Source organism: Streptococcus sp. FSL K6-1323 (assembly GCF_038630745.1).
GTDB lineage: Bacteria > Bacillota > Bacilli > Lactobacillales > Streptococcaceae > Streptococcus > Streptococcus salivarius_D.
In genome coordinates this window covers 2063128-2088630 of record NZ_CP152039.1, presented here as the reverse complement: position 1 = coordinate 2088630, position 25503 = coordinate 2063128, and the positions used below count along the sequence as shown (strand labels likewise).

Below are 25503 nucleotides of genomic sequence, written 5' to 3'. Positions count from 1 at the left end.
TTGGCAGGACATGACGTTCAATACGGGAAACATCGTACCCGTCGTAGTTTTTCAAGAATCAAAGAAGTTCTTGATTTACCAAACTTGATTGAAATCCAAACGGATTCATTCAAAGAATTCTTGGATACTGGTCTTAAAGAGGTTTTTGAGGATGTACTTCCTATCTCAAACTTCACAGACACTATGGAATTGGAATTCGTTGGTTACGAATTGAAAGAGCCTAAGTATACACTTGAAGAAGCTCGTATCCACGATGCATCATACTCAGCACCTATCTTTGTGACTTTCCGTCTTATTAACAAAGAAACTGGTGAAATCAAAACTCAGGAAGTCTTCTTCGGAGATTTCCCTATTATGACTGAGATGGGTACTTTCATCATCAATGGTGGTGAACGTATTATTGTTTCTCAGTTGGTGCGCTCACCTGGTGTTTACTTTAACGATAAGGTTGATAAAAACGGCAAAGTGGGTTATGGATCAACAGTTATCCCTAACCGTGGGGCATGGCTTGAGCTCGAAACAGATTCAAAAGACATCGCCTACACTCGTATCGACCGTACACGTAAGATTCCATTCACAACGCTTGTGCGTGCGCTTGGATTCTCAGGTGATGACGAAATTGTTGATATCTTTGGTGATAGCGAGTTGGTTCGTAACACCATTGAAAAAGATATCCACAAAAACCCAGCAGATTCACGTACTGATGAAGCGCTTAAAGAAATTTATGAACGTCTTCGTCCAGGTGAACCAAAAACTGCCGATAGCTCACGTAGCTTGCTTGTAGCTCGTTTCTTTGATCCACGTCGTTATGACTTAGCTGCTGTTGGCCGTTACAAAGTCAACAAAAAACTTAACATCAAGACACGTCTTTTGGGACAAACAATTGCTGAAAACTTGGTAGATCCTGAAACAGGTGAAATCCTTGTTGAAGCTGGTACTGAAATGACACGTGATGTGATTGATTCAATCGCAGAATACTTGGATGGTGATTTGAACAAATTTGTATACACACCAAACGATTATGCGGTGGTTACAGAACCTGTTGTTCTTCAAAAATTCAAGGTTGTTGCACCAAATGATCCAGACCGTGTGGTTACAATTGTTGGTAATGCCAACCCAGATGACAAAGTTCGTGCTTTGACAACAGCGGATATCTTGGCTGAAATGAGCTACTTCCTCAACCTTGCTGAAGGTATCGGTAAAGTAGACGATATCGACCACCTTGGTAACCGTCGTATCCGTGCTGTTGGTGAATTGCTTGCTAACCAATTCCGTATTGGTTTGGCTCGTATGGAACGTAACGTACGTGAGCGTATGTCAGTTCAAGATAACGAAGTCTTGACACCACAACAAATCATCAATATTCGCCCTGTAACTGCAGCTGTTAAAGAATTCTTTGGTTCTTCACAGTTGTCACAGTTCATGGACCAACACAACCCATTGTCAGAGTTGTCACACAAACGTCGTTTGTCAGCCTTGGGACCTGGTGGTTTGACACGTGACCGTGCCGGATATGAAGTTCGTGACGTGCACTACACGCACTACGGTCGTATGTGTCCAATTGAAACACCTGAAGGACCTAACATCGGTTTGATCAATAACTTGTCTTCATACGGACACCTTAACAAGTATGGTTTCATTCAAACACCATATCGTAAGGTTGACCGTGCAACTGGTAAAGTAACCAACGAAGTAGTTTGGTTGACTGCCGACGAAGAAGATGAGTACACAGTTGCTCAGGCTAACTCTAAATTGAACGAAGATGGAACATTTGCAGAAGAGATCGTTATGGGGCGTCATCAAGGTAATAACCAAGAGTACCCATCACACCTTGTAGATTTCGTGGATGTTTCTCCTAAACAGGTAGTTGCCGTTGCGACAGCATGTATTCCTTTCTTGGAAAACGATGACTCTAACCGTGCCCTCATGGGTGCCAACATGCAACGTCAGGCTGTGCCTTTGATTGATCCTAAAGCACCTTATGTTGGTACTGGTATGGAATATCAAGCTGCCCACGATTCAGGAGCTGCAGTTATTGCTCAACACGACGGTAAAGTTGTCTACTCTGATGCTGATAAAGTTGAAGTTCGTCGTGAAGATGGTTCTCTTGATGTTTATACTATTCAAAAATTCCGTCGTTCAAACTCAGGTACTGCCTATAACCAACGTACTTTGGTTAAGGTTGGCGATATTGTTGAAAAAGGTGATTTTATCGCTGACGGTCCATCTATGGAAGGTGGAGAAATGGCCCTCGGTCAAAACCCTATTGTCGCATACATGACATGGGAAGGTTACAACTTCGAGGATGCCGTTATCATGAGTGAGCGTCTTGTGAAAGATGACGTTTATACATCTGTTCACTTGGAAGAATTCGAATCAGAAACACGTGATACAAAGCTTGGGCCTGAAGAAATCACACGTGAATTGCCAAACGTTGGTGAAGAAGCCCTCAAAGACCTTGACGAAATGGGTATTATCCGTATCGGTGCTGAGGTTAAAGAAGGCGACATTCTTGTTGGTAAGGTAACACCTAAGGGTGAAAAAGACCTTTCTGCTGAAGAACGTCTTCTCCACGCTATCTTTGGTGATAAATCTCGTGAAGTACGTGATACATCACTCCGTGTACCTCACGGTGGTGATGGTGTCGTTCGTGATGTTAAAATCTTCACACGTGCAAACGGTGATGAATTGCAATCAGGTGTTAACATGCTTGTTCGTGTTTATATCGCACAAAAACGTAAGATCAAGGTCGGAGATAAAATGGCCGGTCGTCACGGTAACAAAGGGGTTGTTTCTCGTATTGTTCCTGTTGAAGACATGCCTTACCTTCCAGACGGTACACCAGTTGATATCATGTTGAACCCTCTTGGGGTGCCATCACGTATGAACATCGGTCAGGTTATGGAACTTCACCTTGGTATGGCTGCTCGTAACTTGGGTATCCACATCGCAACACCAGTCTTTGATGGAGCAAGCTCAGAAGACCTTTGGGATACTGTTCGTGAAGCAGGTATGGATAGTGATGCTAAGACAATCCTTTACGATGGACGTACAGGTGAACCATTTGATAACCGTGTGTCAGTTGGTGTCATGTACATGATCAAACTTCACCACATGGTTGATGATAAACTTCACGCCCGTTCAGTTGGTCCTTACTCACTTGTTACTCAACAACCTCTTGGTGGTAAAGCACAATTTGGTGGACAACGTTTCGGTGAGATGGAGGTTTGGGCCCTTGAAGCTTACGGTGCTTCAAACATTCTTCAAGAAATCTTGACTTACAAGTCTGATGATGTTAACGGACGTTTGAAAGCCTATGAAGCTATCACTAAAGGTAAACCAATTCCAAAACCAGGTGTACCAGAATCATTCCGAGTACTTGTTAAAGAATTGCAATCACTTGGTCTTGATATGCGTGTCCTTGATGAGGATGACTACGAAGTTGAATTGCGTGATCTTGATGAAGGTGAAGATGACGATGTCATGCACGTCGATGATCTTGAAAAAGCACGTGTACAACAAGCCAAAGAAGCTGCTGAATTAGAAAAAGCTAAAGAAGAAGCTTCAGATAAAACAGAATAAAATAAGCTTTAGAGAGGGAGTTCACACTCTCTGCTAAGGTAGCTGATAAAGGTGAGAATAGCGCTGCTATTGTCAATAGAACAAAAGAAAGGTAATACTAGTGGTTGACGTAAATCGATTTAAAAGTATGCAAATCACACTAGCTTCACCAACTAAGGTCCGTTCATGGTCTTATGGTGAAGTTAAGAAACCTGAAACAATCAACTACCGTACGCTCAAACCAGAACGCGAAGGTCTCTTCGATGAAGTAATCTTTGGTCCTACTAAAGACTGGGAATGTGCGTGTGGAAAATACAAACGTATCCGTTATAAAGGTATCGTTTGTGACCGCTGTGGTGTTGAGGTAACACGTGCTAAGGTTCGTCGTGAACGTATGGGTCACATCGAGTTGAAAGCACCAGTATCACACATCTGGTACTTCAAGGGAATCCCTTCTCGTATGGGATTGACTTTGGACATGAGTCCTCGTGCGCTTGAAGAAGTTATCTACTTCGCAGCTTACGTGGTTATCGATCCAAAGGAAACACCACTTGAACCAAAATCTCTCTTGACAGAACGTGAATATCGTGAAAAATTGCAAGAGTATGGACATGGTTCATTTGTCGCTAAAATGGGTGCAGAAGCTATCCAAGATCTCTTGAAACAAGTGGATTTGGAAGCTGAAATTGCTGAACTCAAAGAAGAGTTGAAGACAGCAACTGGTCAAAAACGTGTTAAGGCTGTTCGTCGTTTGGACGTTCTTGATGCCTTCTATAAGTCTGGTAACAAACCAGAATGGATGGTTCTTAACATTTTGCCAGTATTGCCACCAGACCTTCGTCCAATGGTTCAATTGGATGGTGGACGTTTTGCGGCATCAGACTTGAACGATCTTTATCGTCGTGTTATCAACCGTAACAACCGTTTGGCTCGTTTGCTTGAATTGAATGCTCCAGGTATCATCGTGCAAAACGAAAAACGTATGTTGCAAGAAGCGGTAGATGCCCTTATCGATAATGGACGTCGTGGTCGTCCAATTACTGGACCAGGTAGTCGTCCACTTAAATCTTTGAGCCACATGCTTAAAGGTAAACAAGGTCGTTTCCGTCAAAACTTGCTTGGTAAACGTGTTGACTTCTCTGGACGTTCCGTTATCGCCGTTGGTCCAACACTTAAAATGTACCAATGTGGTGTGCCACGTTTGATGGCCATCGAACTTTTCAAACCATTTGTGATGCGTGAAATCGTTGCGCGTGAATACGCAGGTAACGTGAAAGCCGCTAAACGTATGGTTGAACGTGGTGATGAACGTATTTGGGATATTCTTGAAGATGTTATCAAGGAACACCCAGTACTTCTTAACCGCGCACCTACCCTCCACCGTTTGGGTATCCAGGCCTTTGAACCAGTCTTGATTGATGGTAAGGCCCTTCGTCTTCACCCATTGGTATGTGAGGCCTACAATGCCGACTTTGACGGTGACCAAATGGCCATCCACGTTCCATTGTCTGAAGAAGCTCAAGCTGAAGCACGTTTGCTCCTTCTTGCGGCTGAACACATCCTTAACCCTAAAGACGGTAAACCGGTCGTAACACCATCTCAGGATATGGTTCTTGGTAACTACTACTTGACTATGGAAGAAGAAGGCCGTGAGGGTGAAGGTATGGTCTTCAAGGATATTGATGAGGCAGTGATGGCTTATCGTAATGGTTATGTTCACTTGCATAGCCGTGTCGGTATCGCGGTAGACAGCATGCCTGATAAACCTTGGAAAGAAAACCAACTTCACAAGATTTTGGTTACAACTGTTGGTAAGATTCTCTTTAACTCAATCATTCCAGCGGAAATTCCATATCTTCAAGAAACAACAAATGAGAACTTGACAGATAGTACACCAGATAAGTACTTCCTTGAACCAGGTCAAGATATCCAAACAGTAATTGATAGTTTGGAAATTAATGCACCGTTCAAGAAGAAAAATCTTGGTAACATCATCGCTGAAACCTTCAAACGTCTTCGTACGACTGAAACATCAGCCTTCCTTGACCGTTTGAAAGACCTTGGTTACTACCACTCAACACTTGCTGGTTTGACAGTGGGTATCGCCGATATCCCAGTTATCGATAACAAACAAGAAATTATCGATGCTGCTCACCACCGTGTTGAAGAAATTAACAAGGCCTTCCGTCGTGGTTTGATGACAGATGATGACCGTTATGTTGCTGTTACAACAACATGGCGTGAAGCGAAAGAAGCCCTTGAAAAACGTCTGATTGAAACACAAGATCCTAAGAACCCAATCGTTATGATGATGGACTCAGGAGCTCGTGGTAACATCTCTAACTTCTCTCAACTTGCCGGTATGCGTGGTTTGATGGCCGCTCCTAACGGACGTATCATGGAATTGCCTATCCTTTCAAACTTCCGTGAAGGTTTGAGCGTTTTGGAAATGTTCTTCTCTACTCACGGTGCGCGTAAAGGTATGACCGATACGGCCCTTAAGACAGCCGACTCAGGTTACCTTACTCGTCGTTTGGTTGATGTTGCCCAAGATGTTATCATCCGTGAAGACGACTGTGGAACAGACCGTGGTCTTCTCATCCGTGCGATTACTGATGGTAAAGAAGTTACGGAAACACTTGAAGAACGTCTTCAAGGTCGTTACACTAAGAAATCAGTTAAGAATCCTACAACAGGTGAAGTAATCGTAGGTCCAGATACTTTGATTACTGAAGACATGGCTGCTGCTATTGTCAATGCTGGTGTTGAAGAAGTAACTATCCGTTCAGTCTTTACATGTAACACACGTCACGGTGTCTGCCGTCACTGTTACGGTATCAACTTGGCAACAGGTGATGCGGTTGAAGTTGGTGAAGCAGTTGGTACTATCGCCGCTCAATCTATCGGGGAACCTGGTACACAGCTTACTATGCGTACCTTCCACACCGGTGGGGTAGCCTCAAACACCGATATCACACAGGGTCTTCCACGTATCCAGGAAATCTTTGAAGCACGTAACCCTAAAGGGGAAGCGGTTATCACTGAAGTTAAGGGTACTGTTATTGAAATCGAAGAAGATGCTGCAACACGTACTAAGAAAGTCTTCGTTCAAGGTAAGACTGGAATGGGTGAATACGTTGTTCCATTTACAGCTCGTATGAAAGTTGAAGTGGGTGACGAAGTACACCGTGGTGCGGCCTTGACAGAAGGTTCAATCCAACCTAAACGTCTCCTTGAAGTACGTGATACCTTGTCAGTTGAAACTTATCTTCTTGCAGAAGTACAAAAAGTTTACCGTAGCCAAGGGGTAGAAATCGGTGACAAACACGTCGAAGTAATGGTTCGTCAAATGCTTCGTAAAGTACGTGTTATGGATCCAGGGGATACAGATCTCCTTCCAGGTACACTTATGGACATTTCTGACTTTACAGACGCTAACAAGGATATTGTTATCTCTGGTGGTGTTCCTGCAACATCTCGTCCAGTCCTTCTTGGTATTACGAAAGCCTCACTTGAAACAAATTCATTCTTGTCAGCGGCTTCCTTCCAAGAAACAACACGTGTCCTTACAGATGCAGCTATCCGTGGTAAGAAAGACCATCTCCTTGGTCTTAAAGAAAATGTTATCATTGGTAAGACTATCCCTGCTGGTACAGGTATGGCTCGTTACCGTAACATTGAACCACTTTCAGTTAACGAAGTTGAAGTTATTGAAAACATTGCTGTTGACGAAGCAATTGTGGAATCATCTGAAGACTAAAATGAAAGCAAAAGAACTCACAATGAATTGTGGGTTCTTTTCGTATTTATATGACTAGAATTTCTTCTATTTTTGATAAATATAAAATATAAGACCATTTTTTTTATCTTTTCCAGAAAATTTTGTATAATAAGAACACCAAAGATGAAGTGAGAAAGAAAAATGTACCAAGTAGTTGAAATGAAAGGGGATTTGGAACCGTGGTGGTTCCTAGAAGGATGGCAAGAGGATATCATCAGTACTAAGGAATTTGAAAATTTTTACGATGCCCTCAAGTACTATAAAAAACTTTGGTTTGCGATGGAAGAAACCTTGCCAAGTTATATCAGCCGTAGTAGTGTCATGACTGCTTTTTGGGATCAAGAGGATAAGCACTGGTGTGAGGAGTGTGACGAATACCTGCAGGTCTATCAATCGATTGCTCTTTTGGATGATTGGCAGGAAATTCCTGAGGAAAAATACCGTCCGGGATATGAAAAGCGAAATGACCTTCCAAATCATGCCCACTGTAAAATTAAACGTTAAATAATGCAGAAGCTCGAATTTTTTCGGGCTTCTTTTCATTTTCTTAAACTTTTTACGAATAGGTCTATGAGGAGGTCCTTATGGTAACAGAATTTGCTAAGGAAATGATCAAAAATGCTGATAGTTGTGGGGCTCAAGACATCTATGTCATTCCACGTCAGGATAATTACGAGCTCTATATGCGAGTTGGCCAAGAGAGGAGATTAATTGATGTATATCGGCCTGATTTCATGGCTAGTCTTATTGGTCACTTTAAATTTGTGGCGGGAATGATGGTGGGTGAGAAGCGTAGGAGTCAACTAGGTTCCTGTGACTATGATTGTGGTGATGGTCAAAGGGTTTCTCTGCGTTTGTCTACCGTTGGGGATTATCGCGGCTTAGAAAGTTTAGTTATTCGTGTTCTACATTCTGAACGTCGAGAATTAGTGTACTGGAATCAAGGAATCCAGCCTATTATGGATGCTTTGGATTATCGTGGCTTATATCTCTTTGCAGGTCCCGTTGGTTCTGGAAAGACTACGCTTATGCATGAGTTGGTTCAGGAGCGTTTTAAGGGGCAGCAGGTGATTTCGATTGAGGACCCTGTGGAAATTAAACAGGATAATGTCTTGCAACTCCAGGTGAATCAAGCAATTGACATGACCTATGATAATTTGATTAAGCTATCATTACGTCACCGCCCGGATGTTTTGATTATTGGAGAAATTCGAGATAAGGAGACTGCTCGAGCGGTTATTAGAGCTAGTCTGACGGGAGTTACTGTTCTTTCAACTATTCACGCAAAGAGTGTGTCAGGTGTTTATGAGCGTCTTCTGGACCTTGGTGTAGATAAGTCCGAGTTGGATAATGCTCTTCAAGGGATTGCCTACATGCGTCTGATTAAGGGAGGAGGTGTGATAGATTTTGCCAGTGAAAATTTCCAAAGCCATTCGTCAACCAGCTGGAACCAGCAGTTGGAAGGCTTGGTTAAACAAGGATATCTCACTGAAGGGGATATCCAAGGGGAAAAAATTAAAGATTAATCAGCAACTCAAGGTTATCCAGCTTTTCAAACAACTGTTAAAGGCAGGGTTTACCTTGACTGAAATCGTAGCCTTTTTGGAGCGAAGTCACCTGTTGAAAGAATCGTCATTGTCTCTTATGAAAGCGAGCTTAATGCGAGGCGATAGGTTGGACCAGATGTTTGCGGCAGTGGGCTTTTCGGACAATATTGTTACTCAGATTGCCCTTGCTGATAAGCACGGTAATCTTCTAGGGAGTTTAACCAAGATTGAAACCTATATGCTTCGTATGACCAAGGTTCGTAAGAAACTCATGGAGGTAGCAACCTATCCTATTCTACTTCTGGGTTTCCTAGTTCTGATTATGTTGGGGCTCAAAAATTATCTTCTGCCTCAACTGTTAGAGGGGGATGGTAAGGAGAATTGGGCTGTACAGTTGGTTCAAATTTTTCCCCAACTCTTTTTTGTGACTTTGTGCGGACTTCTTGTATTAAGCTTAATTCTCTATCTATGGGTCAAACGCCAGTCAGCCCTTGTCTTTTATCGACGAATGGCCAAAATCCCTTTTATAGGCCAAACTGTCAGGCTATATACGACTGCCTATTATGCTAGAGAATGGGGAAATCTCTTAGGGCAAGGTATTGACTTGCTAGACTTAGTTGCTCTAATGAAAGAGCAAAAATCAAAGCTTTTTCGTGAGCTGGGGGCTGATTTAGAGGAAGCCTTGATGCTAGGACAGAGTTTTCCTGATCGTATTGCTAGTCACCCTTTCTTCACTAAGGAACTATCCTTAATTATTGCTTATGGAGAGGCTAATGCTAGGTTGGGCTATGAGTTAGAAGTCTATGCTGAAGAGGTTTGGCAGGCTTTCTTTAACCGTCTTAATAAGGCAACAACCTTTGTGCAACCCCTCATTTTTGTTATTGTTGCTATCGTGATTGTAATGATTTATGCAGCTATGCTATTACCAATGTATCAAAATATGGAAGGAATGATGTCATGAAAATGATGTTGAAAAAATTGAATGCCGTTAAATTACGAGCTTTTACACTGATTGAAATGCTGGTCGTGCTTCTCATTATCAGTATTCTCCTTTTGCTCTTTGTACCTAACTTGAGCAAGCAGAAGGATTCTGTTAAAGAGACTGGAAATGCGGCTGTGGTCAAGGTCGTGGATTCTCAAGCAGAACTTTATGAAATGAAGAATAACAAGACAGCTAGCTTAGCCGCTCTTGTTTCAGAAGGTCAAATCACGCAAAAACAGGCAGATTCATACAATGATTACTATGCGAAACATGGTGGCGAAAGCCGCTCAGTGGCCAATTAGAGCCTTTACCTTGTTGGAGAGTCTGGTGACTCTAGCAGTGGTTGCCTTTCTCACTCTGAGTTTATCAGGCTCAGTCACAGGTATTTTTCAGCAGGTTGAGACTAATCTTTTTTATCTGCGCTTTGAGTACCTATACCGAGATAGTCAGCGCTTGGCAGCGGCGGAAGGGTCCAATGTTGAATTGCAGTTGTCCAAGGATAAAATCAGTAACGGAAAATCAAGTCTGGTGATTCCTAAAAATATACATCTGGATAAGGGGCAGACGCTAGTATTTGATGCCAAAGGAGGCAACTCTAGCCTCACCAAGATTCGTTTTTCAAGTGATAAGGAGGTGGTGACCTATCAGCTTAACATGGGCAGCGGTAAATATAAAAAGACGGTCTCTTAGAGGCTATATTCTTATCGAAAGCTTGATAGCAATGGCTGTCTTAGTACTCGTCAGTGGTCTTATCTTGGATCAGATTAATACCAATCGTAGGCTAATGGCTAGGAATCTCCACCAACAGGAGGTTTTGAGTGTGGCAACCATGGCAGTTCAGACCAAACAGGATCAGTTGACCTTAAATGGCATCACAGTGACAGTAAAACGTAGCAAGCAAGGTATCGCGGTTTATGAATCAGGAAAGGAGATTATTCATGTCTCTCAATAGCAAGGTTCGTGCTTTTACCCTCTTGGAGTGTCTAGTGGCCTTGTTGGTGATTGCTGGTTCAGTTCAAGTTTATCAAGGTCTGACCACAGTATTGGTGAGCAATGTTAAGCAGGTCAAGCAACAAGAAAGCCAAGACTGGCTTCTATTTGTTCAACAAATGGAGGCAGAGTTAGAAGGTTGTCAGTTGGTAAAGGTAGAAGGGAACAAGCTCTATGTCAAGCAGGATAATCAAGACCTGGCTTTTGGCCTTTCAAGTGCTACTGATTTTCGAAAAACAAATGCTGACGGTCGAGGCTACCAACCAATGCTTTTCAATGTAAAAGCTAGTACAATTAGTCAAAATAACCAGATAGTCACCATCCAAGTGACTCTTAAAAATGGGCTACAAAGGAGTTTTGTTTATGCTTTTGAAAAAACAGGTTAGGGGAGGCGTTCTTCTCTACGCTCTTTTTATGGCTGGCATTTTCACACTTCTTCTGCATGTTTATCTGGAGCGGGTGGTTGCTAGCTCTAGGCAGAACCAAGCGCAAATGATCTCCAGTCAGAGTCGTCTCATGGCAGAGATGACCATGGACTTGGCGGACAAGGAAGCAGGTGCTTTTAGTTTTTCCCAGGGAACTACGACTTACGAGGTTAAGGACAAACAAGTGATTGTTAGAGTTGCCAGTAAAGGCCAAATCAAGACCTATCGTTATGTGAAGAAGCAGGAGCAGAAATAGAAATTCTCTTTCCTTTTTGATATGATAGAAGGACGGAGGAAATCATGAATTTTGAAGCAATTGAGACAGCCTTTGAGCTGTTGTTAGAAAATGTCCAAACCATTGAAAATGATCTTGGAACCCATGCTTACGATGCGCTTATTGAGCAAAATTCCTATTATTTGGGGGCTGAGGTAGCTAATGAAGTCATCATCAAAAACAACGAGAAATTACGTGCCCTTAATCTAAGCAAAGAGGAGTGGCGTCGTGCTTTTCAGTTCTTGTTTATCAAGCTAGGGCAATTGGAAGCCTTACAAGCCAATCACCAGTTTACACCTGATGCTATTGGATTTATCATCCTCTACCTACTCGAAGGTTTGACCAAGGACGACCAATTAGATGTTTTGGAGATTGGTTCGGGGACAGGAAACTTGGCTGAAACTCTTCTAAATAATAGTCAGAAAACCCTTAATTATATGGGAATGGAAGTTGACGATCTTCTTATCGATTTGTCAGCTAGTATTGCTGATGTGGTGAATTCAAGTGCAGTTTACATTCAAGAAGATGCTGTTCGACCACATATTCTCAAAGAGAGTGATGTTATTATTAGTGACCTACCTGTTGGTTACTACCCTAATGATGAAATTGCGAGTCGTTTCAAGGTTGCAGCAACCGGTGAACACACCTATGCCCATCACCTTCTCATGGAGCAATCACTCAAGTACCTGAAGAAAGATGGTATTGCTATTCTTTTGGCACCAACTAATCTTTTGACAAGCCCACAAAGTGATTTGCTTAAGAAATGGCTATCAGGATATGCTGATATTATTGCCGTTATCACTCTTCCAGAAGCAGCTTTTGGCAATAAACATAACATGAAGTCTATCTTTGTGCTTAAAAAACAAACTGAAAATGCTCCTGAGACCTTCGTTTATCCACTTAGTGATTTGCAAAACCCAGAGGTCCTCAAAGATTTTACAGAGAATTTCCAAAAATGGAAATCAGATAATTCCATTTTCTAGCAAAACATGTTAGAATAAGACTATATTATTGAAAGCGTTTTACAAAGAGGTGGCTTATGACAAAAACAATAGCAATTAATGCAGGAAGCTCAAGCTTGAAATGGCAACTATATGAGATGCCAGATGAAGTTGTTCTTGCTAAGGGTTTGATTGAACGTATCGGCTTGAAAGATTCTGTTTCAACAGTAAAATTTGATGACCGTTCAGAATCGCAAACTCTAGATATTGCTGACCATGTTCAGGCAGTAAAAATCTTGCTTGATGATTTGATTCGTTTTGATATTATCAAGAGCTATGATGAAATTACAGGTGTTGGTCACCGTGTGGTTGCTGGTGGAGAATATTTCAAAGAATCAAGCTTGGTGGATGAAGATGCCTTGGCTAAGATTGAAGAATTGTCAGCTTTAGCACCTTTACACAATCCAGGTGCAGCTTCAGGGATTCGTGCCTTTAAGGAGCTCCTCCCAGATATTACAAGTGTTGCTGTTTTTGATACAGCCTTCCATACATCTATGCCGGAAGTGGCCTACCGTTATCCAGTGCCTAATCGTTACTATACAGACTACCAAGTCCGTAAGTATGGAGCACACGGAACTAGCCACCAATATGTTTCTCAAGAAGCAGCTAAGTTGTTAGGTAAGCCAATTGAAGAAACTAAGATTATCACAGCCCATGTGGGAAATGGTGTTTCTATTACTGCCGTTGATGGTGGTAAATCAGTAGACACGTCAATGGGGTTGACACCACTTGGTGGCGTTATGATGGGAACACGTACTGGGGATCTTGACCCTGCGATTATTCCATTTGTTATTGACCGTGAACCTGAGATGGCAGATGCTGAGCGTATCCGTCACGTCTTTAATAAGGAATCAGGCCTTCTTGGCATTTCTGAAAAATCAAGTGATATGCGTGATATCATTGCTGGTAAGAATGCTGGTGATGAAAAATGTGCCTTAGCTTATGATCTTTATGTGGATCGTTTGCGTAAATACATTGCTCAATACTTCGGTGTGTTGAACGGAGCGGATGCTATCGTCTTTACAGCAGGTATTGGTGAAAACTCTGCGGAAGTTCGTGCTTCAGTTTTAGATGGTCTCACTTGGTTTGGTATTGAAGTGGATTCTGAAAAGAATGTCTTTGGACATGTAGGCGACATTACAACAGCAGAGTCAGCTGTTAAAGTATTTGTTATCCCAACAGATGAAGAGTTGGTGATTGCGCGTGATGTTGAGCGCCTTAAAACTAAATAAGTTATCAAAAATTTGATAAGACCAGAAAAGTTGGCCGAGTGATTGGCTAGCTTTTTTGAATGCACTGACAGAATCATTCGAATATTTCTATTTATGTGTAATTCTATAAGTAAAGAAAACTTTACAAAAAATGTAAAAAAGACTTTACAAAACATGTAAAGTGAACTATACTATAAATGTAAAGTTAACTTAACAAAGAAAAGTAAGGAGTTTAACTATTTGAGAATAAACGATAAGGTTGAGGTGCCACATGGAAACAAAAATTCAGGAACTTCGCAAGGCTAATAAGATTAGTCAGGCAGAGTTAGCAGATGAGATGGGGGTCACGAGGCAGACCATCATTTCACTCGAAAAAGGTCGCTATAATGCGTCGTTGGAACTGGCTTTTAAAATTGCTAGATATTTTGGAAAGACTATTGAAGAAGTCTTTATTTTTGAGGAAGATTAAGGAGAAAAGATATGTTTAAACAAGTCATGAAGAAAATTGGTGTTATTGTTTTAGCGCTCACTCTACTAATCTTAGATTTAACACTATTAGGTGCTTTCCCGCTACTTACTCAGGATGGTAAGTTTTCACTTGTGGAGCAAATAGGTTACGGTATTTGGGCATTAGGGAGTTTGGCTATTTTTATCGTGATTGCTTATAGATTTAAACTCTTATCGCTTAAAGAGATTAATTGGAGACGTCTCGTTGCGATTGCTTCTCTTAATCTCGTCATCTTTTTCCTAGGTGATCTTCTAGGGTATTTTATTGGTCAGTTAACACACAATGCGACTATGGAAAATCAAGATGCTTTAAATGCTATCTTTGCCCACGTACCATTCTATCTTTACCTAGTAGTCGCCGGTTTTATTATTCCGATTATGGAAGAAATCATTTTTAGAGGACTCTTAGCCAAGGTGCTCTTTGGAAAATACTTTAAGACGGGTCTTGTTATTTCCAGTCTTCTCTTTATGGCTGGTCACTCAGCATTTACGCTTCAGACAATTGTCATCTATGGTATTATGTCAGCTGGTCTTGCGATAACATATTATAAGACTAAGCGTATCGAGTACAGTATGGGTGTTCATATCTTAAACAATAGCATAAGTGTACTACTCAGTCTTTTCGTTTAAGGTAAATAAGTGTTTAAAGTTGTCAGTGAAAAAAGTTATATTGCTCTTATAAAGGATAATAAAGGGAGTGTTAAGATATGTTAATAAAAATGTTAGTAGGAAAGAGAAAAACAGAGGATGAGTTTAAGAAATACATTACACGAGTAGCCTGTTCTCTTTTGTCTTTGGGTGTTTTGGGATTGTTTATTATTCGCTCTAACAATCTTAGTGATTATGCTCTAGGCTTAGTTTTAGGACTTACCATTGGGGTTTATGTCTTGTCAATCTATTATTTTGCTACACTTACCCATTCCAAACGTCTTCATCGGATGTATATTGCTGCCTATGATGAGCGAAATAAACAGATTTTAATGGCGACAGCAGTTGCAACTCTGATTCTAGAGTTTTTGCTTATCTTTGCTTTAATCGCCTTATATGCCTTTGTCAATATTCAGTTGCCCTATGTTACAGTCTTATCTGTCTTGCTCTATGGCTTAGTATTGGGATTTGCCCTTATTCGTCTCATTCTATCCAAAATAGGATAAGAACCTATATTATCTTGAAAAATTCACCTTTCGTGCTCTTATTATCTTGTCAAATAAGTTTCGTTGTATTATAATAAAGATACAAATAAATGATGAAAAGAGGTGGCTTCTCATGAACAAAGGGTCAATTCTCAAACGCTTTCTCTATTTTTTACTAGCTTTCCTAATACTAATTATTGATCAAGTTCCAACCATCTATTTAGGTGTCAAAGATACCAGGTTAGTCTGTCTCTTAATTTTTGTCTTGCTTCTCATGAGCGCAGGAGCTCTTTTCTTAGGAAAACGTCTTGGGCTTTTCGAAGGCTTTAAGGCACTTTCTTCCCTGAAGGCCTGAAGGCCTGGGGGATGATTGGCTTGACCTACTTAGGTATTTATATTGTTACTAGGATTGGTTCTATGGTCATGATGATGGAAGGTGTTAGTAATAGCACCAATCAGGCAGCCATAGAAAATGCCCATATGAATCCCTTCCTTCTCATAACGTTTACGGTAATTATGGCACCGATTGTGGAAGAGCTGGTTTTTCGAGGGCTTCTCATGGGACGTGTCTTTAACCCCGATTCTATTGTTGGCTTGATTGTTAGTAGTTTACTTTTTGGTCTTGTTCATATGCCGAATAGTATTGGTGTTTGGATTGTATACGCAGGTATGGGGTTTGTCCTTGGGATAGCATATCGTAAGTTTCAAAAGTTAGAGTACTGTATCATGGCCCATATCATTAACAATAGTATTGCGGTTTCAATGTTGTTACTCTTGCAATTTTTAGCGCCATATATCAAATAAAGCTCGGAAGATTCCGAGCTTTTTTCTTGTCTCACGAAAACCACTAGCTGTGCTAGTGGTTCCGAAAAGCTTTTAGCGATGTATCAAAAAAGTCCCCTAAAGTGTTATATTAGATAAGGTTTCCCGACCACTAACTAATATACAAAAGGAGGACCCCTGATGAGACAGGATAATAATAGTTTAGCACATACTACATGGAATTGTAAGTATCATATTGTGTTCGCACCCAAATATCGACGTCAGATAATTTATGGGAAATACAAAGCAAGTATTGGTCAAATCTTACGATTATTATGCGAAAGAAAAGGTGTTGAAATTCATGAAGCAGAAGCTTGCCCAGATCATATTCACATGTTGGTGAGTATACCACCGAAACTAAGTATTTCCTCATTTATGGGATATTTAAAGGGCAAAAGTAGCTTAATAATATTTGATCGACACGCTAATTTAAAGTATAAATATGGGAATCGCAAATTTTGGTGTCGAGGGTTTTATGTTGATACGGTTGGACGAAATCAGAAGCGAATTGAAGAATATATTCGTAATCAATTACAAGAAGACGTGATAGCAGATCAGCTAAGTCTATTTGAGGAGTATGATCCGTTTACAGGTGAGAAGAATAAAAGAAAGTAATCTTAAAGAGACCCGCTAGACGGGTCAGCTAGCAAAGGTGGTGCTGAAGGGAAACCATTCGGTAGGCCTTTAGGCCTCGGCCGGTAGCAGAGGCTTTCAGCCGAAGAGCAAGCCACCCGTTCTCACGGGTGGTTTTGACTATAGTTTTTTAGCTTTAGCAATAGTGGTGTCAATACTTGAAACCACACTATGGGTGAGGCCTGTACGCTCAAGGTCCATGAGACCGGCGATAGTAGTCCCACCAGGGCTACATACCTTGTCAATAAGATCATGTGGACTGTCGCTACCAAGACTGAGATTTTCAGCAGTAGCTAGAACAGTCTGTGTGGCAATGGTCAGAGCGACCTGCTTACTTAGGCCATTTTTGACGCCAGCCTTAGCCAGAGACTCGATAAAGAGGGCAATGTAGGCCGGACTAGAGCCAGCTAGGGCAGTGAAGGTATCAAAGTCCTTCTCAGCCAATTCAACAGTGGTTCCAAAACTGTCTGTGATTTCCTTGGCAACTGCCAAAAGGTCCTCGGATACCTTATCGTTGGTACAAAGACCAGTAGTGCTCTTGAGAATCTGAGCGTTAAGGTTAGGCATGATACGAATGAGAGGAAGGTCTGGACTGGTAAGTGAAGCGAGGCGTTCCAAGGTTACTCCAGCAGCCATACTCATGATAGGTTGATGGAAATTGAGGCCAGTTAGTACCTTATCAAACATTTGAGGTTTGATACCAAGAATGACTAAATCAGCATTATCCAACAATTCTTGATGGGAAGCAGCAGCTTCAACCTCTAGTTCCTCTGCAATTTGGCGTGAACGAGCCAAGGAAGACCCTGAAATAATGATACGATGTGAGCTTGTATTTAGGCCGTTGATAATGGCTGTCGCCATCTTTCCAACGCCAATAAAACCAATAATCATGGGTTACTCCTTGTCTTAGTAGTTTTTAATCAAATCCACTGTTGAACGATCCAACTTCTTAACAATCGCTTGTAAGAAGGCTTGTGCCTCTAGGAAGTCATCCATCGCATAAAGGGTTTGGTGCGAGTGAATGTAACGGGCACAAACACCGATAGTTGTTGATGGGACACCAGCATTCTGCAAGTGAGCGGCACCAGCATCTGTTCCGCCCGCAGCACAGTAGTATTGATATTTGATACCAGCTTCTTCAGCTGTAGTCAAAAGGAAATCTTTCATATTTGGCAACATGATGTGACCTGGATCGAAGAAACGAATAAGGGTTCCATCACCTACCTTACCTTGATTACCATAGATATCACCTGCAGGAGAACAGTCCACTGCAAAGAAAACTTCAGGATCAAATTTAGTGGTAGAAACATGGGCACCACGTAAACCAACTTCTTCTTGAACGTTGGCACCAGCAATTAGAGTATTATTGAGTTCTTGATCTTTAACGTTTTCCAAGAGTTCACGAATCATGAGAACACCATAACGGTTGTCCCAAGCTTTAGAAATCACATTTTTTTGATTGGCTGTGAGAATCGTTTCTGATTCAGGAATGATGACATCACCTGGGAAAACACCGTAGGCATTAGCCTCTTCTTGGTTGGCAAAACCAGCATCAAAGACGATATCAGAAACACTAGGAAGACTTGAAGCCCCGCCACTAGCACGTAAGAAATGAGGTGGCACCGAACCTGAGATAACAGGATAAACACGACCATCACGGGTGTGTAGGGTAAAGCGTTGTGAGCTGACAACCAGTGGGTTCCAACCACCAAGTTCGACGACACGGAAAGTCCCGTCTGCCTTGATTTCCTTAATCATAAACCCAACTTCGTCCATGTGGGCAGCCACGAGCACCTTAGGGGCATTTTCCGCCTGGCTATGCTTGATACCGAAAATACCACCGAGACCATCTGTTTGGACCTCATCTACGAGTGGTGTAATATTTTGGCGAAGGTAGTCGCGTACTGGCGCTTCAAAGCCTGAAGTAGCACTGAGCTTGGTTACTTCTTTAATTTTATCAAATAGGGTAGTCATAAAATCCTCCTTGAGTAGTACTTGTTACTATTTTAGCACGATTCTTAAGAGATAGGTAGCCTCTCCCCATTCGTCTAAAAATATGGTAAAATGTTTCATATGAAACGTAAAACATTGGCCTTGTTTGCTGGAGGCGTAGGAGCTTTAGGTCTCTTGGCAATGGCAGAGAAGTATAGACAGTCACGTGCAGAAATGAAGAAGGCTGCATTAATCCAAGATATTAGACAAGAATTATCACACCTGGGGACTATCGCAGTCCTCTATACGAATCCCACTGATAAGGAAAATCCAGGGCTTACAGGAGGTATCGTCTTAGAGGATGGACGTGCCTATAGCTTTGTTTATGCAGAGGATATCTTGACCTATGAGGAGGAGCAGGCATGATTATTCCTAAGAATCTTGAAGAACTGGCAAGCTATGTCGAAAGTGATCAAAAGGTGGTTTTCTTTTTCACTGCTGATTGGTGTCCAGACTGCCAGTTTATCTATCCCGTTATGCCTGAAATTGAAGCCCTCCATCCAGATATGACCTTTGTGCGTGTCAACCGTGATGATTATATGGCTTTGGCGCAAACTTGGAATATTTTTGGTATCCCAAGTTTTGTCGTGACTCAGAAAGGTCAGGAATTGGGACGCTTGGTCAATAAAGCTCGTAAAACCAAAGAAGAAATCAATGCCTTTTTGGCAACAGTATAAGGAGAACCCATGATTTTTGCATACAATAAGGAACAAGTTGGCGACGTTTTGTTGGTTATCTTGGAAGATACTAAGGACATCAAACGTAGCGTAGAACGTAAAGGTAAAGTGGCGCGTGTCACAGCTGATGAAACAGGCAAGACTCTTGCTTGGAATATTTTTGAAGCGTCAAGCCTCATTGATATCGAAGGTAACGGTCAAGTTTTTTTGTCAGACCAAGATGTAGCTGTCTTGAACGAGGAATTGGCTAAAGAGGGCTTTGAAGAGCGTTTGGAAAACACACAAGGTCCAGTCTTTGTGGTTGGACAAATTGATGAAATGGTTGCACATCCAGACAGTGACCACCTTAACATCTGCCAAGTGAACATCGGTGATAAGAAGGTCCAAATCGTTGCAGGAGCACCAAACGCAGCGCTTGGGCTTAAAACTATCGTAGCACTTCCTGGTGCTATGATGCCTAGCGGTGCCCTTATCTTCCCAGGAAAACTTCGTGGTGAAGATAGTTATGGTATGATGTGTGCCCCACGTGAGTTGGCACTTCCAAATGCCCCACAAAAACGTGGTATTATTGAACTTGATGATTCAGCAGTAGTCGGTGAGACTTTTGATCCAGCCAAACACTGGAAAGGGTAAATAGTAAAAGAAGCGGTAAGTAAGCCGCTTTTTTGTTTGTCATAAAGAAAGTTTATAGCTAATCATAAAAAAGAAAGATTATGCAAGTTATAATATTTTTCTTAAAATGTAATCAATATTTACTTTAGGAGGTACTTATGCTTACAACTATTCTTTCTGGTGGGCTCATTGGTCTGATATTTGGATTCATTTTGCAACGAACTCGTTTCTGCTTGACTGGTGGTTTCCGAGATATGTATATTGCACGTAATAATACATTATTTTACGCTTTTCTTATTGCAATCACAGTAGAAAGTATAGGAGTACTTTCCCTGATTCAATTAGGTATTATTGGAAACCCTTATGAAGAATTTTCCGTGTTAGGAGCAATTGTGGGTTCCTATCTATTTGGTTTTGGAATTGTTCTCGCTGGGGGGTGTGCCACAGGAACGTGGTATCGTGCTGGTGAAGGTCTCCTAGGTAGTTGGGTTGCACTATTCTTTTATATGACAAGTGCAGCGGCTATGAAATCAGGATTTCTTGTTCCTTTGAATCAATTAATAGCTAAGCGATGGGTAATTAATGATGATTTAGCTGGTCAATTAGGAATTCCGGTTTGGTATCTTCTTGTTTTCTTAGTAGCTATAACAAGTTTCATTGTCATTCGAGAGTTACGTAAGCCCAGACGTCAGATTGCTACGCTTCCATCAAAATATAAGGGAGTGAGACACTATCTTTTTGAGAAAACTTACCATAAATATTTTGCAGGATTTCTGATAGGTCTTGTTGCTTTAATTGCTTGGCCTGCTAGTCAGTTGACGGGTCGTGTTGGAGGGTTAGGGATTACAACTCCCTCAGCACATCTAATTAGTTATATTATTACAGGTGATAGTAAACAGCTTGGTTGGGGTGTTTTTCTTGTATTGGGGATTTTTCTTGGTTCCTTTCTTGCTGCAAAGGGTTCTCGAGAGTTTCGTTGGCGCTTGCCAGACTTGTCAACCATCGGTAAGAGCACACTAGGGGGTATTTTTATGGGAATCGGTGCTTCATGGGCTGGTGGCTGTACGATTGGTAATGGTTTAACAGCTACAGCAATTTTTTCTAGTAAGGGATGGATTGCTTTACCAGTGACTATTTTAGGTGTTTGGACAGCTTCCTATATTATCTTTGTAAAACCCAACAAAAATTAAGAGGAGAATATCATATGGCTTTGATAAAACTTGAAACGGGTGGATTGGTATGTCCATTCCCATTGATTGATGCGAAGAAAAAAATGGCTGAATTAGCTACTGGTGATGAGTTGTTGATAGCTTTCGATTGTACGCAAGCAACGGAAAGTATACCAAACTGGGCTGCAGATAATGATTATCCTGTGACGCGCTTTGAACAAGTCGGTCCTGCTTCATGGGAAATTGTGGTTCAAAAACGTTGAGCTAGCTAAACGAGTAGAGAAAATTTAACATTCAACTGCTGTCATGAAAATATCTGAGAGAGCAGTATTACTAGAAAAGTAATAGTCTCCTATTTTACTAGGAATATTAGGACAATTTGCTTATGTAGATTGGAGTATTAGTAAGGATACTCTCAAAGGAACCTGTAAAGCTATTTAAAATAATCTATTTTTTACTTCCGCTTACGAATAGATAGGTGGAGGTAAAAAAATGTATAACAAAGTTATTTTAATTGGACGTTTGACGGCGACTCCTGAAATGGTAAAAACTGCTAGCGATAGGTCTTTTACACGTGTTACAGTTGCGGTTAATCGTCGCTATAAGACGCAAAATGGTGATCGTGAGGCTGACTTTATTACAGTGGTTGTCTGGGGGCGTTTGGCTGAGACCTTAGTATCTTATGCTAGCAAGGGGAGTTTAATTTCTCTTGATGGGGAGCTTCGTACCCGTAAGTACGATAAGGATGGTCAAACCCATTACGTTACTGAAGTGCTTTGTTCCTCTTTCCAACTTCTGGAGAGTCGTGCTCAGCGTGCTGTTAGGGAAAATAATCCTGATAATGACTTGGCTGACCTCGTCTTGGAAGAAGAGCTTCCCTTCTAGTTTATCCTTTGACTAGCTATCTAGGTCTCCTATCTTTGAAGCAACCTCTATAAAAAATCATTATCTTGTTCCATACCTTGTTTTGAAGAATTGTTGGAGATAAAATATTAAACACTTGTTAGACTAATAAACAGTAAAATTAGATAAGACTTAGGATGATAGGTGTTTAATAGTGTAGATAGACTAGAAAAAATAGTTTAGGAAGCCATAAAACGTTGATATATCAACGTTTTAAATGTTAAGCAAAATATTCAAAACAATGCATACAATTAACAGTTGTTTCTAATCTATATCATTGTTTTATTACCGATTTTTAAATTAAATGATAGAGGTTTCATGATAAACTATAGATGGGTAAGGAAAAAGCTATAAAAGTTACTTTTATAGTAGGCATTATTTGTTTGGAAGGAAAGTGTGAAATATCACAACTATAACGCTATCCTTGCAATTGTTTGAGACAGTTGCATTTTTGTTTATCGTTGTGAGGCCTTAGGCCTGTATAATGATTTCACAGACAATTGACTATGACACTCCGACTGACATATGAATTAGGATGTTAAGCGGTCGTTGACTTTTCGTCTAGCCTTGGGGGAACACATTGGTGTGATTCCTAAGACTCACCAGACTAATGTGTTTGAAGCTAGGATGATTCGTCTTAGCTTTTTTTGTGTCCTTTAAAATGGAGGTCTTCGGTATTTCTTTTCTTATGCTATAATAGAAGGACTAAGTGAGATATTGTCTCGCAAATCTTGGAACGGGAGTGACACTAATGCTTGACTTTACCCAAGAAGAGAAAGACTTTTTTATGTCTGAAGCTCTTAAGGAGGCCGAAAAATCTCTAGATAAAGCAGAGATTCCAATTGGCTGTGTCATCGTTAAAGATGGCGAAGTCATAGGCCGTGGGCACAATGCACGTGAGGAGCTCAATCAAGCTATCATGCATGCGGAGGTCATGGCTATTCAAGAGGCTAATAGGACTGTAGGCAATTGGCGTTTGTTAGATTGTACCCTCTTTGTAACCATCGAACCCTGTGTCATGTGTAGTGGGGCAATTGGCTTGGCTCGTATTCCTAAAGTTATCTATGGAGCAAGCAATCAAAAGTTTGGTGGTGCGGGTAGCCTTTACGATATCCTAAGAGATGAGCGTCTCAACCATCGCGTAGAAGTAGAGACTGGTGTCATGGAGGAAGAGTGTGCTAAGATTATGCAAGACTTTTTCCGTCAGAGTCGTGAACGCAAAAAAGAAGCCAAACGATTGGCTAAATTGGAAACAAGGCAAGAGATGTAAACAAAAGTGCAAGTCCAAAGGGACTTGCACTTTTTAATGGAAGATGATTTTTTTGTTTTCCTGAAGGCAATTTAGGTCACTCTTTCTATGCTTTATTTTTTTCTTTCTCACTTGTTAAAAGAAAAATAGGCATAAAGAGAATCAGAGTACCAAAAGCGGACTTCAAATTAGTATCAATAATTGGTGTTCCTAATCGTACATAAAAGATAAGGTTGATTAGGAGTATCAGAAGTAGGCTACTGATAATTCCAGCTAAAGCTATTTTTACGAGTAAATAGTTATTCATTTTAGGTGATTGATTAGCAGTAGTATTATTTGTTTGATTGTTTATATGTTTCATGAGTTATCATCCTCAAAATCTTTGAGATGTCAGCCGAGTTCTGTTAGTTAGTGGGTGAGGTTATAGAAAGACTTACCTGCAGCATAGCTAAGGTCATAAGTCAGTTTTGCAGCAGCAATGCCAACAGAAATAGCGGCCCAAGGAACCACTCCACCTGATACAGTTTCAAGTTCTTGAGTAGTCATGTTTTTACGATTGTTAATGGTCTTAGTCATTGTTCATATGTCCTTTCTTTTATCTCGCAGAGTCCATGTAGCCATTGTAGGCTCCAAGGCATACCATAGTTCCAATAGGTCCTGAAGCTAGGCAGAGCCCTCCAATGGCAAGGTTAGTCTTCCATCCGCCTCCTGTTACTGAGGCTAGGTCAGCTGCCTTCATTTCTTTGTTAATCATTGTCATTCTCCTTTTTTTATTTTTGGTGAGTTTTTAAATCTCATACCCTCTCACCACGAGTTAAGAGATATGTTAAATATGACTTCTCCTTTCAATAAAGTCAGCCATGTCACTAGCTTTTGGTGCTTTACTCAAGCTATGGATTTATTATAAGGTGTCGAGAAATAAAAAAGTAGTGACATAAATGTCACCATGGTAAGTCTTATGTTTTATCGAAGGTTATACTGACAGAAGAAGATAATAGGGATTGATAGGGGTAGGTCTAGCTAGTCTTATCATAAGTTCTCTACTTGCAATCACTTCAATTTATGGTATAATATTTTTCGGAGCAACATCTGTGCGTGAAGCGGGTCAGGGGAGGAATCCAGCAGCCCTAAGCGATTTCAGGTGTGTGCTCTTTTTTTGTGTTAAGGAGGATTTATGGCCAAATTTAGTGTTTTTAAAGATCAAGAGAGTCTTTTTGCTTGTCCTATCTGTCAGGCGCCAATGCATTTGGATTTGTCTAGCTTGGTTTGTCAGAATAGGCATACCTTTAATATCGCCAAGCAGGGCTTTGTTAATTTTTTGAGACAGACCAAGGGAGATAAGCACTATGATATGGCTTCTTTTGAAAAGAGGAGTCAGATTCTTGCGGCAGGCTATTACGATCCTATTCTGGAGGTGATTTCAGAGCACTTGCGTGACCTTCCTAAACACTCGCACGTTCTAGATGTTGCCTGTGGTGAAGGCTATTATAGCCGTCAGTTGGCTCAAGAGTTTGACAAGGATTTCATGGCCTTTGACTTGTCTAAGGATTCAATCCTTCTTGCGGCACGTCAAAATCCTCAGAAAAACGTAGCTTGGTTTGTTGGCGATTTGGCTCAATTGCCTTTACGTGAACATAGTATTGATGTGATTTTAGATATTTTTTCACCAGCTAATTATCAAGAATTTGGACGACTTTTGTCTGATTATGGCTTGGTTTTTAAGGTTATTCCTCATGAGGATCATCTTAAAGAGTTTCGCCAATTGTTACCGGAGGCGCAGGCTTATTCGAACCAGGATGTTCTGGAACATTTTCAAGAGTCCTGTGACCTTTTGGAGCGTGTGACGATTGCTAAGACTTGGTCTATGCCATCAGAGCATGTTCAAACATTTGCCGAGATGACACCTCTTTTTTTCCATGCCAATAAGGATACTTTGGACTTGACTTCAGTGACGCAATTAACCGTTGCGGGAGAACTGCTGATTGGCCGTATTAGAGATGATAAGCAATCCTAACAATCGTTGGGATTTTTTTG

29 protein-coding genes, 1 other RNA gene and 1 pseudogene are annotated in these 25503 nt (G+C 41.1%); 26 read left to right on the top strand and 5 right to left on the bottom strand.

Going from position 1 to position 25503, the window contains the following annotated elements:
- From rpoB to tnpA, 17 genes and pseudogenes are all read left to right on the top strand, one after another.
- Nucleotides 1-3582: a DNA-directed RNA polymerase subunit beta gene (rpoB, locus tag NST80_RS09800; RefSeq protein WP_002885744.1), complete on the top strand. Its 3582-nt coding sequence runs from the start codon at nt 1-3 to the stop codon at nt 3580-3582.
- Between the two features lie 100 nt (nt 3583-3682).
- A complete protein-coding gene (rpoC, locus tag NST80_RS09795) occupies nt 3683-7321 on the top strand; it encodes a DNA-directed RNA polymerase subunit beta' (protein ID WP_002887020.1) in 3639 nt (1212 codons plus the stop codon).
- Nucleotides 7322-7483: 162 nt separating this feature from the next.
- Nucleotides 7484-7846, top strand: a complete 363-nt coding sequence (locus NST80_RS09790) for a DUF1033 family protein (RefSeq protein ID WP_002887019.1) — start codon at nt 7484-7486, stop codon at nt 7844-7846.
- Nucleotides 7847-7926: 80 nt separating this feature from the next.
- Nucleotides 7927-8868, top strand: a complete 942-nt coding sequence (gene comGA / locus NST80_RS09785; RefSeq protein WP_048674224.1) for a competence type IV pilus ATPase ComGA — start codon at nt 7927-7929, stop codon at nt 8866-8868.
- Complete coding sequence (gene comGB, locus NST80_RS09780) at nt 8750-9850, top strand: competence type IV pilus assembly protein ComGB (protein WP_129852292.1); 1101 nt, start codon at nt 8750-8752, stop codon at nt 9848-9850. The genes comGA and comGB overlap by 119 nt, the downstream gene beginning before the upstream one ends.
- 8 nt (nt 9851-9858) lie before the next feature.
- Nucleotides 9859-10173 carry a competence type IV pilus major pilin ComGC gene (gene comGC, locus NST80_RS09775; protein WP_037611125.1) on the top strand — a complete coding sequence of 105 codons (315 nt, stop codon included), beginning with the start codon at nt 9859-9861 and terminating at the stop codon, nt 10171-10173.
- Nucleotides 10133-10561 (top strand): competence type IV pilus minor pilin ComGD, encoded by a 429-nt coding sequence (gene comGD / locus NST80_RS09770; RefSeq protein WP_014632541.1) that lies wholly within the window; start codon nt 10133-10135, stop codon nt 10559-10561. The genes comGC and comGD overlap by 41 nt, the downstream gene beginning before the upstream one ends.
- A gap of 31 nt (nt 10562-10592) precedes the next feature.
- A complete protein-coding gene (gene comGE / locus NST80_RS09765) occupies nt 10593-10823 on the top strand; it encodes a competence type IV pilus minor pilin ComGE (RefSeq protein WP_013991265.1) in 231 nt (76 codons plus the stop codon).
- Nucleotides 10810-11247 (top strand): competence type IV pilus minor pilin ComGF, encoded by a 438-nt coding sequence (gene comGF, locus NST80_RS09760; protein WP_002887014.1) that lies wholly within the window; start codon nt 10810-10812, stop codon nt 11245-11247. Before comGE ends, comGF begins: the two co-directional genes overlap by 14 nt.
- Nucleotides 11225-11542, top strand: coding sequence for a competence type IV pilus minor pilin ComGG (gene comGG, locus NST80_RS09755; RefSeq protein ID WP_021144683.1), 318 nt, complete (start codon nt 11225-11227; stop codon nt 11540-11542). Before comGF ends, comGG begins: the two co-directional genes overlap by 23 nt.
- Before the next feature lie 44 nt (nt 11543-11586).
- Entirely contained in the window at nt 11587-12543 is a 957-nt protein-coding gene (locus tag NST80_RS09750; protein ID WP_002887012.1) for a class I SAM-dependent methyltransferase, read from the top strand.
- 56 nt (nt 12544-12599) lie between these two features.
- The gene (locus tag NST80_RS09745; protein WP_048674220.1) at nt 12600-13793 is read left to right on the top strand and encodes an acetate kinase; all 1194 of its coding nucleotides are present in this window, start codon (nt 12600-12602) and stop codon (nt 13791-13793) included.
- A gap of 250 nt (nt 13794-14043) precedes the next feature.
- A complete protein-coding gene (locus NST80_RS09740; protein ID WP_002885716.1) occupies nt 14044-14241 on the top strand; it encodes a helix-turn-helix transcriptional regulator in 198 nt (65 codons plus the stop codon).
- An 11-nt stretch (nt 14242-14252) separates the two neighbouring features.
- Nucleotides 14253-14909 (top strand): type II CAAX endopeptidase family protein, encoded by a 657-nt coding sequence (locus NST80_RS09735; RefSeq protein ID WP_265107593.1) that lies wholly within the window; start codon nt 14253-14255, stop codon nt 14907-14909.
- 77 nt (nt 14910-14986) lie between these two features.
- A complete protein-coding gene (locus NST80_RS09730) occupies nt 14987-15433 on the top strand; it encodes a CAAX protease (RefSeq protein WP_104021398.1) in 447 nt (148 codons plus the stop codon).
- A 112-nt stretch (nt 15434-15545) separates the two neighbouring features.
- A pseudogene (locus tag NST80_RS09725) lies at nt 15546-16216 on the top strand (type II CAAX endopeptidase family protein).
- 159 nt (nt 16217-16375) lie between these two features.
- The gene (gene tnpA / locus NST80_RS09720; RefSeq protein ID WP_342504605.1) at nt 16376-16849 is read left to right on the top strand and encodes an IS200/IS605 family transposase; all 474 of its coding nucleotides are present in this window, start codon (nt 16376-16378) and stop codon (nt 16847-16849) included.
- Nucleotides 16850-16987: 138 nt separating this feature from the next.
- Here tnpA and proC read toward each other — a convergent pair whose 3' ends face one another.
- Both proC and pepA read right to left on the bottom strand, forming a co-directional pair.
- Complete coding sequence (proC, locus tag NST80_RS09715) at nt 16988-17758, bottom strand: pyrroline-5-carboxylate reductase (protein WP_049545691.1); 771 nt, start codon at nt 17756-17758, stop codon at nt 16988-16990.
- A 15-nt stretch (nt 17759-17773) separates the two neighbouring features.
- A complete protein-coding gene (gene pepA, locus NST80_RS09710; protein WP_265107588.1) occupies nt 17774-18841 on the bottom strand; it encodes a glutamyl aminopeptidase in 1068 nt (355 codons plus the stop codon).
- Between the two features lie 99 nt (nt 18842-18940).
- Between pepA and NST80_RS09705 the strand changes: the two genes are divergently transcribed.
- From NST80_RS09705 to tadA, 7 genes are all read left to right on the top strand, one after another.
- Nucleotides 18941-19225, top strand: a complete 285-nt coding sequence (locus NST80_RS09705) for a DUF4651 domain-containing protein (RefSeq protein ID WP_003091918.1) — start codon at nt 18941-18943, stop codon at nt 19223-19225.
- The gene (locus tag NST80_RS09700; protein ID WP_045771798.1) at nt 19222-19536 is read left to right on the top strand and encodes a thioredoxin family protein; all 315 of its coding nucleotides are present in this window, start codon (nt 19222-19224) and stop codon (nt 19534-19536) included. The genes NST80_RS09705 and NST80_RS09700 overlap by 4 nt, the downstream gene beginning before the upstream one ends.
- A gap of 9 nt (nt 19537-19545) precedes the next feature.
- Entirely contained in the window at nt 19546-20169 is a 624-nt protein-coding gene (ytpR, locus tag NST80_RS09695) for a YtpR family tRNA-binding protein (protein WP_049529270.1), read from the top strand.
- 137 nt (nt 20170-20306) lie between these two features.
- Nucleotides 20307-21338 (top strand): YeeE/YedE family protein, encoded by a 1032-nt coding sequence (locus NST80_RS09690; protein WP_049529271.1) that lies wholly within the window; start codon nt 20307-20309, stop codon nt 21336-21338.
- Between the two features lie 14 nt (nt 21339-21352).
- Nucleotides 21353-21580, top strand: coding sequence for a sulfurtransferase TusA family protein (locus NST80_RS09685; RefSeq protein WP_003095911.1), 228 nt, complete (start codon nt 21353-21355; stop codon nt 21578-21580).
- A 229-nt stretch (nt 21581-21809) separates the two neighbouring features.
- Nucleotides 21810-22202 carry a single-stranded DNA-binding protein gene (locus tag NST80_RS09680; protein WP_049529272.1) on the top strand — a complete coding sequence of 131 codons (393 nt, stop codon included), beginning with the start codon at nt 21810-21812 and terminating at the stop codon, nt 22200-22202.
- Nucleotides 22203-22971: 769 nt separating this feature from the next.
- Nucleotides 22972-23490 (top strand): tRNA adenosine(34) deaminase TadA, encoded by a 519-nt coding sequence (gene tadA, locus NST80_RS09675; protein WP_049529273.1) that lies wholly within the window; start codon nt 22972-22974, stop codon nt 23488-23490.
- An 85-nt stretch (nt 23491-23575) separates the two neighbouring features.
- Here tadA and NST80_RS09670 read toward each other — a convergent pair whose 3' ends face one another.
- The 3 genes from NST80_RS09670 to NST80_RS09660 are packed head-to-tail and all read right to left on the bottom strand — an operon-like array spanning nt 23576 to nt 24223.
- Nucleotides 23576-23830, bottom strand: a complete 255-nt coding sequence (locus NST80_RS09670; RefSeq protein ID WP_045001373.1) for a hypothetical protein — start codon at nt 23828-23830, stop codon at nt 23576-23578.
- A gap of 47 nt (nt 23831-23877) precedes the next feature.
- The gene (locus tag NST80_RS09665) at nt 23878-24045 is read right to left on the bottom strand and encodes a class IIb bacteriocin, lactobin A/cerein 7B family (protein WP_002887002.1); all 168 of its coding nucleotides are present in this window, start codon (nt 24043-24045) and stop codon (nt 23878-23880) included.
- 19 nt (nt 24046-24064) lie between these two features.
- Nucleotides 24065-24223 carry a class IIb bacteriocin, lactobin A/cerein 7B family gene (locus NST80_RS09660; RefSeq protein WP_002885650.1) on the bottom strand — a complete coding sequence of 53 codons (159 nt, stop codon included), beginning with the start codon at nt 24221-24223 and terminating at the stop codon, nt 24065-24067.
- A gap of 320 nt (nt 24224-24543) precedes the next feature.
- On the opposite strand from NST80_RS09660, the gene ffs reads away from it, so the two are divergent.
- Together ffs and NST80_RS09650 are read left to right on the top strand one after the other, a co-directional pair.
- Nucleotides 24544-24629, top strand: an RNA gene (gene ffs, locus NST80_RS09655) — signal recognition particle sRNA small type.
- A gap of 14 nt (nt 24630-24643) precedes the next feature.
- Nucleotides 24644-25483, top strand: a complete 840-nt coding sequence (locus NST80_RS09650) for a methyltransferase domain-containing protein (protein ID WP_002887001.1) — start codon at nt 24644-24646, stop codon at nt 25481-25483.
- Nucleotides 25484-25503 lie beyond the last annotated feature (20 nt).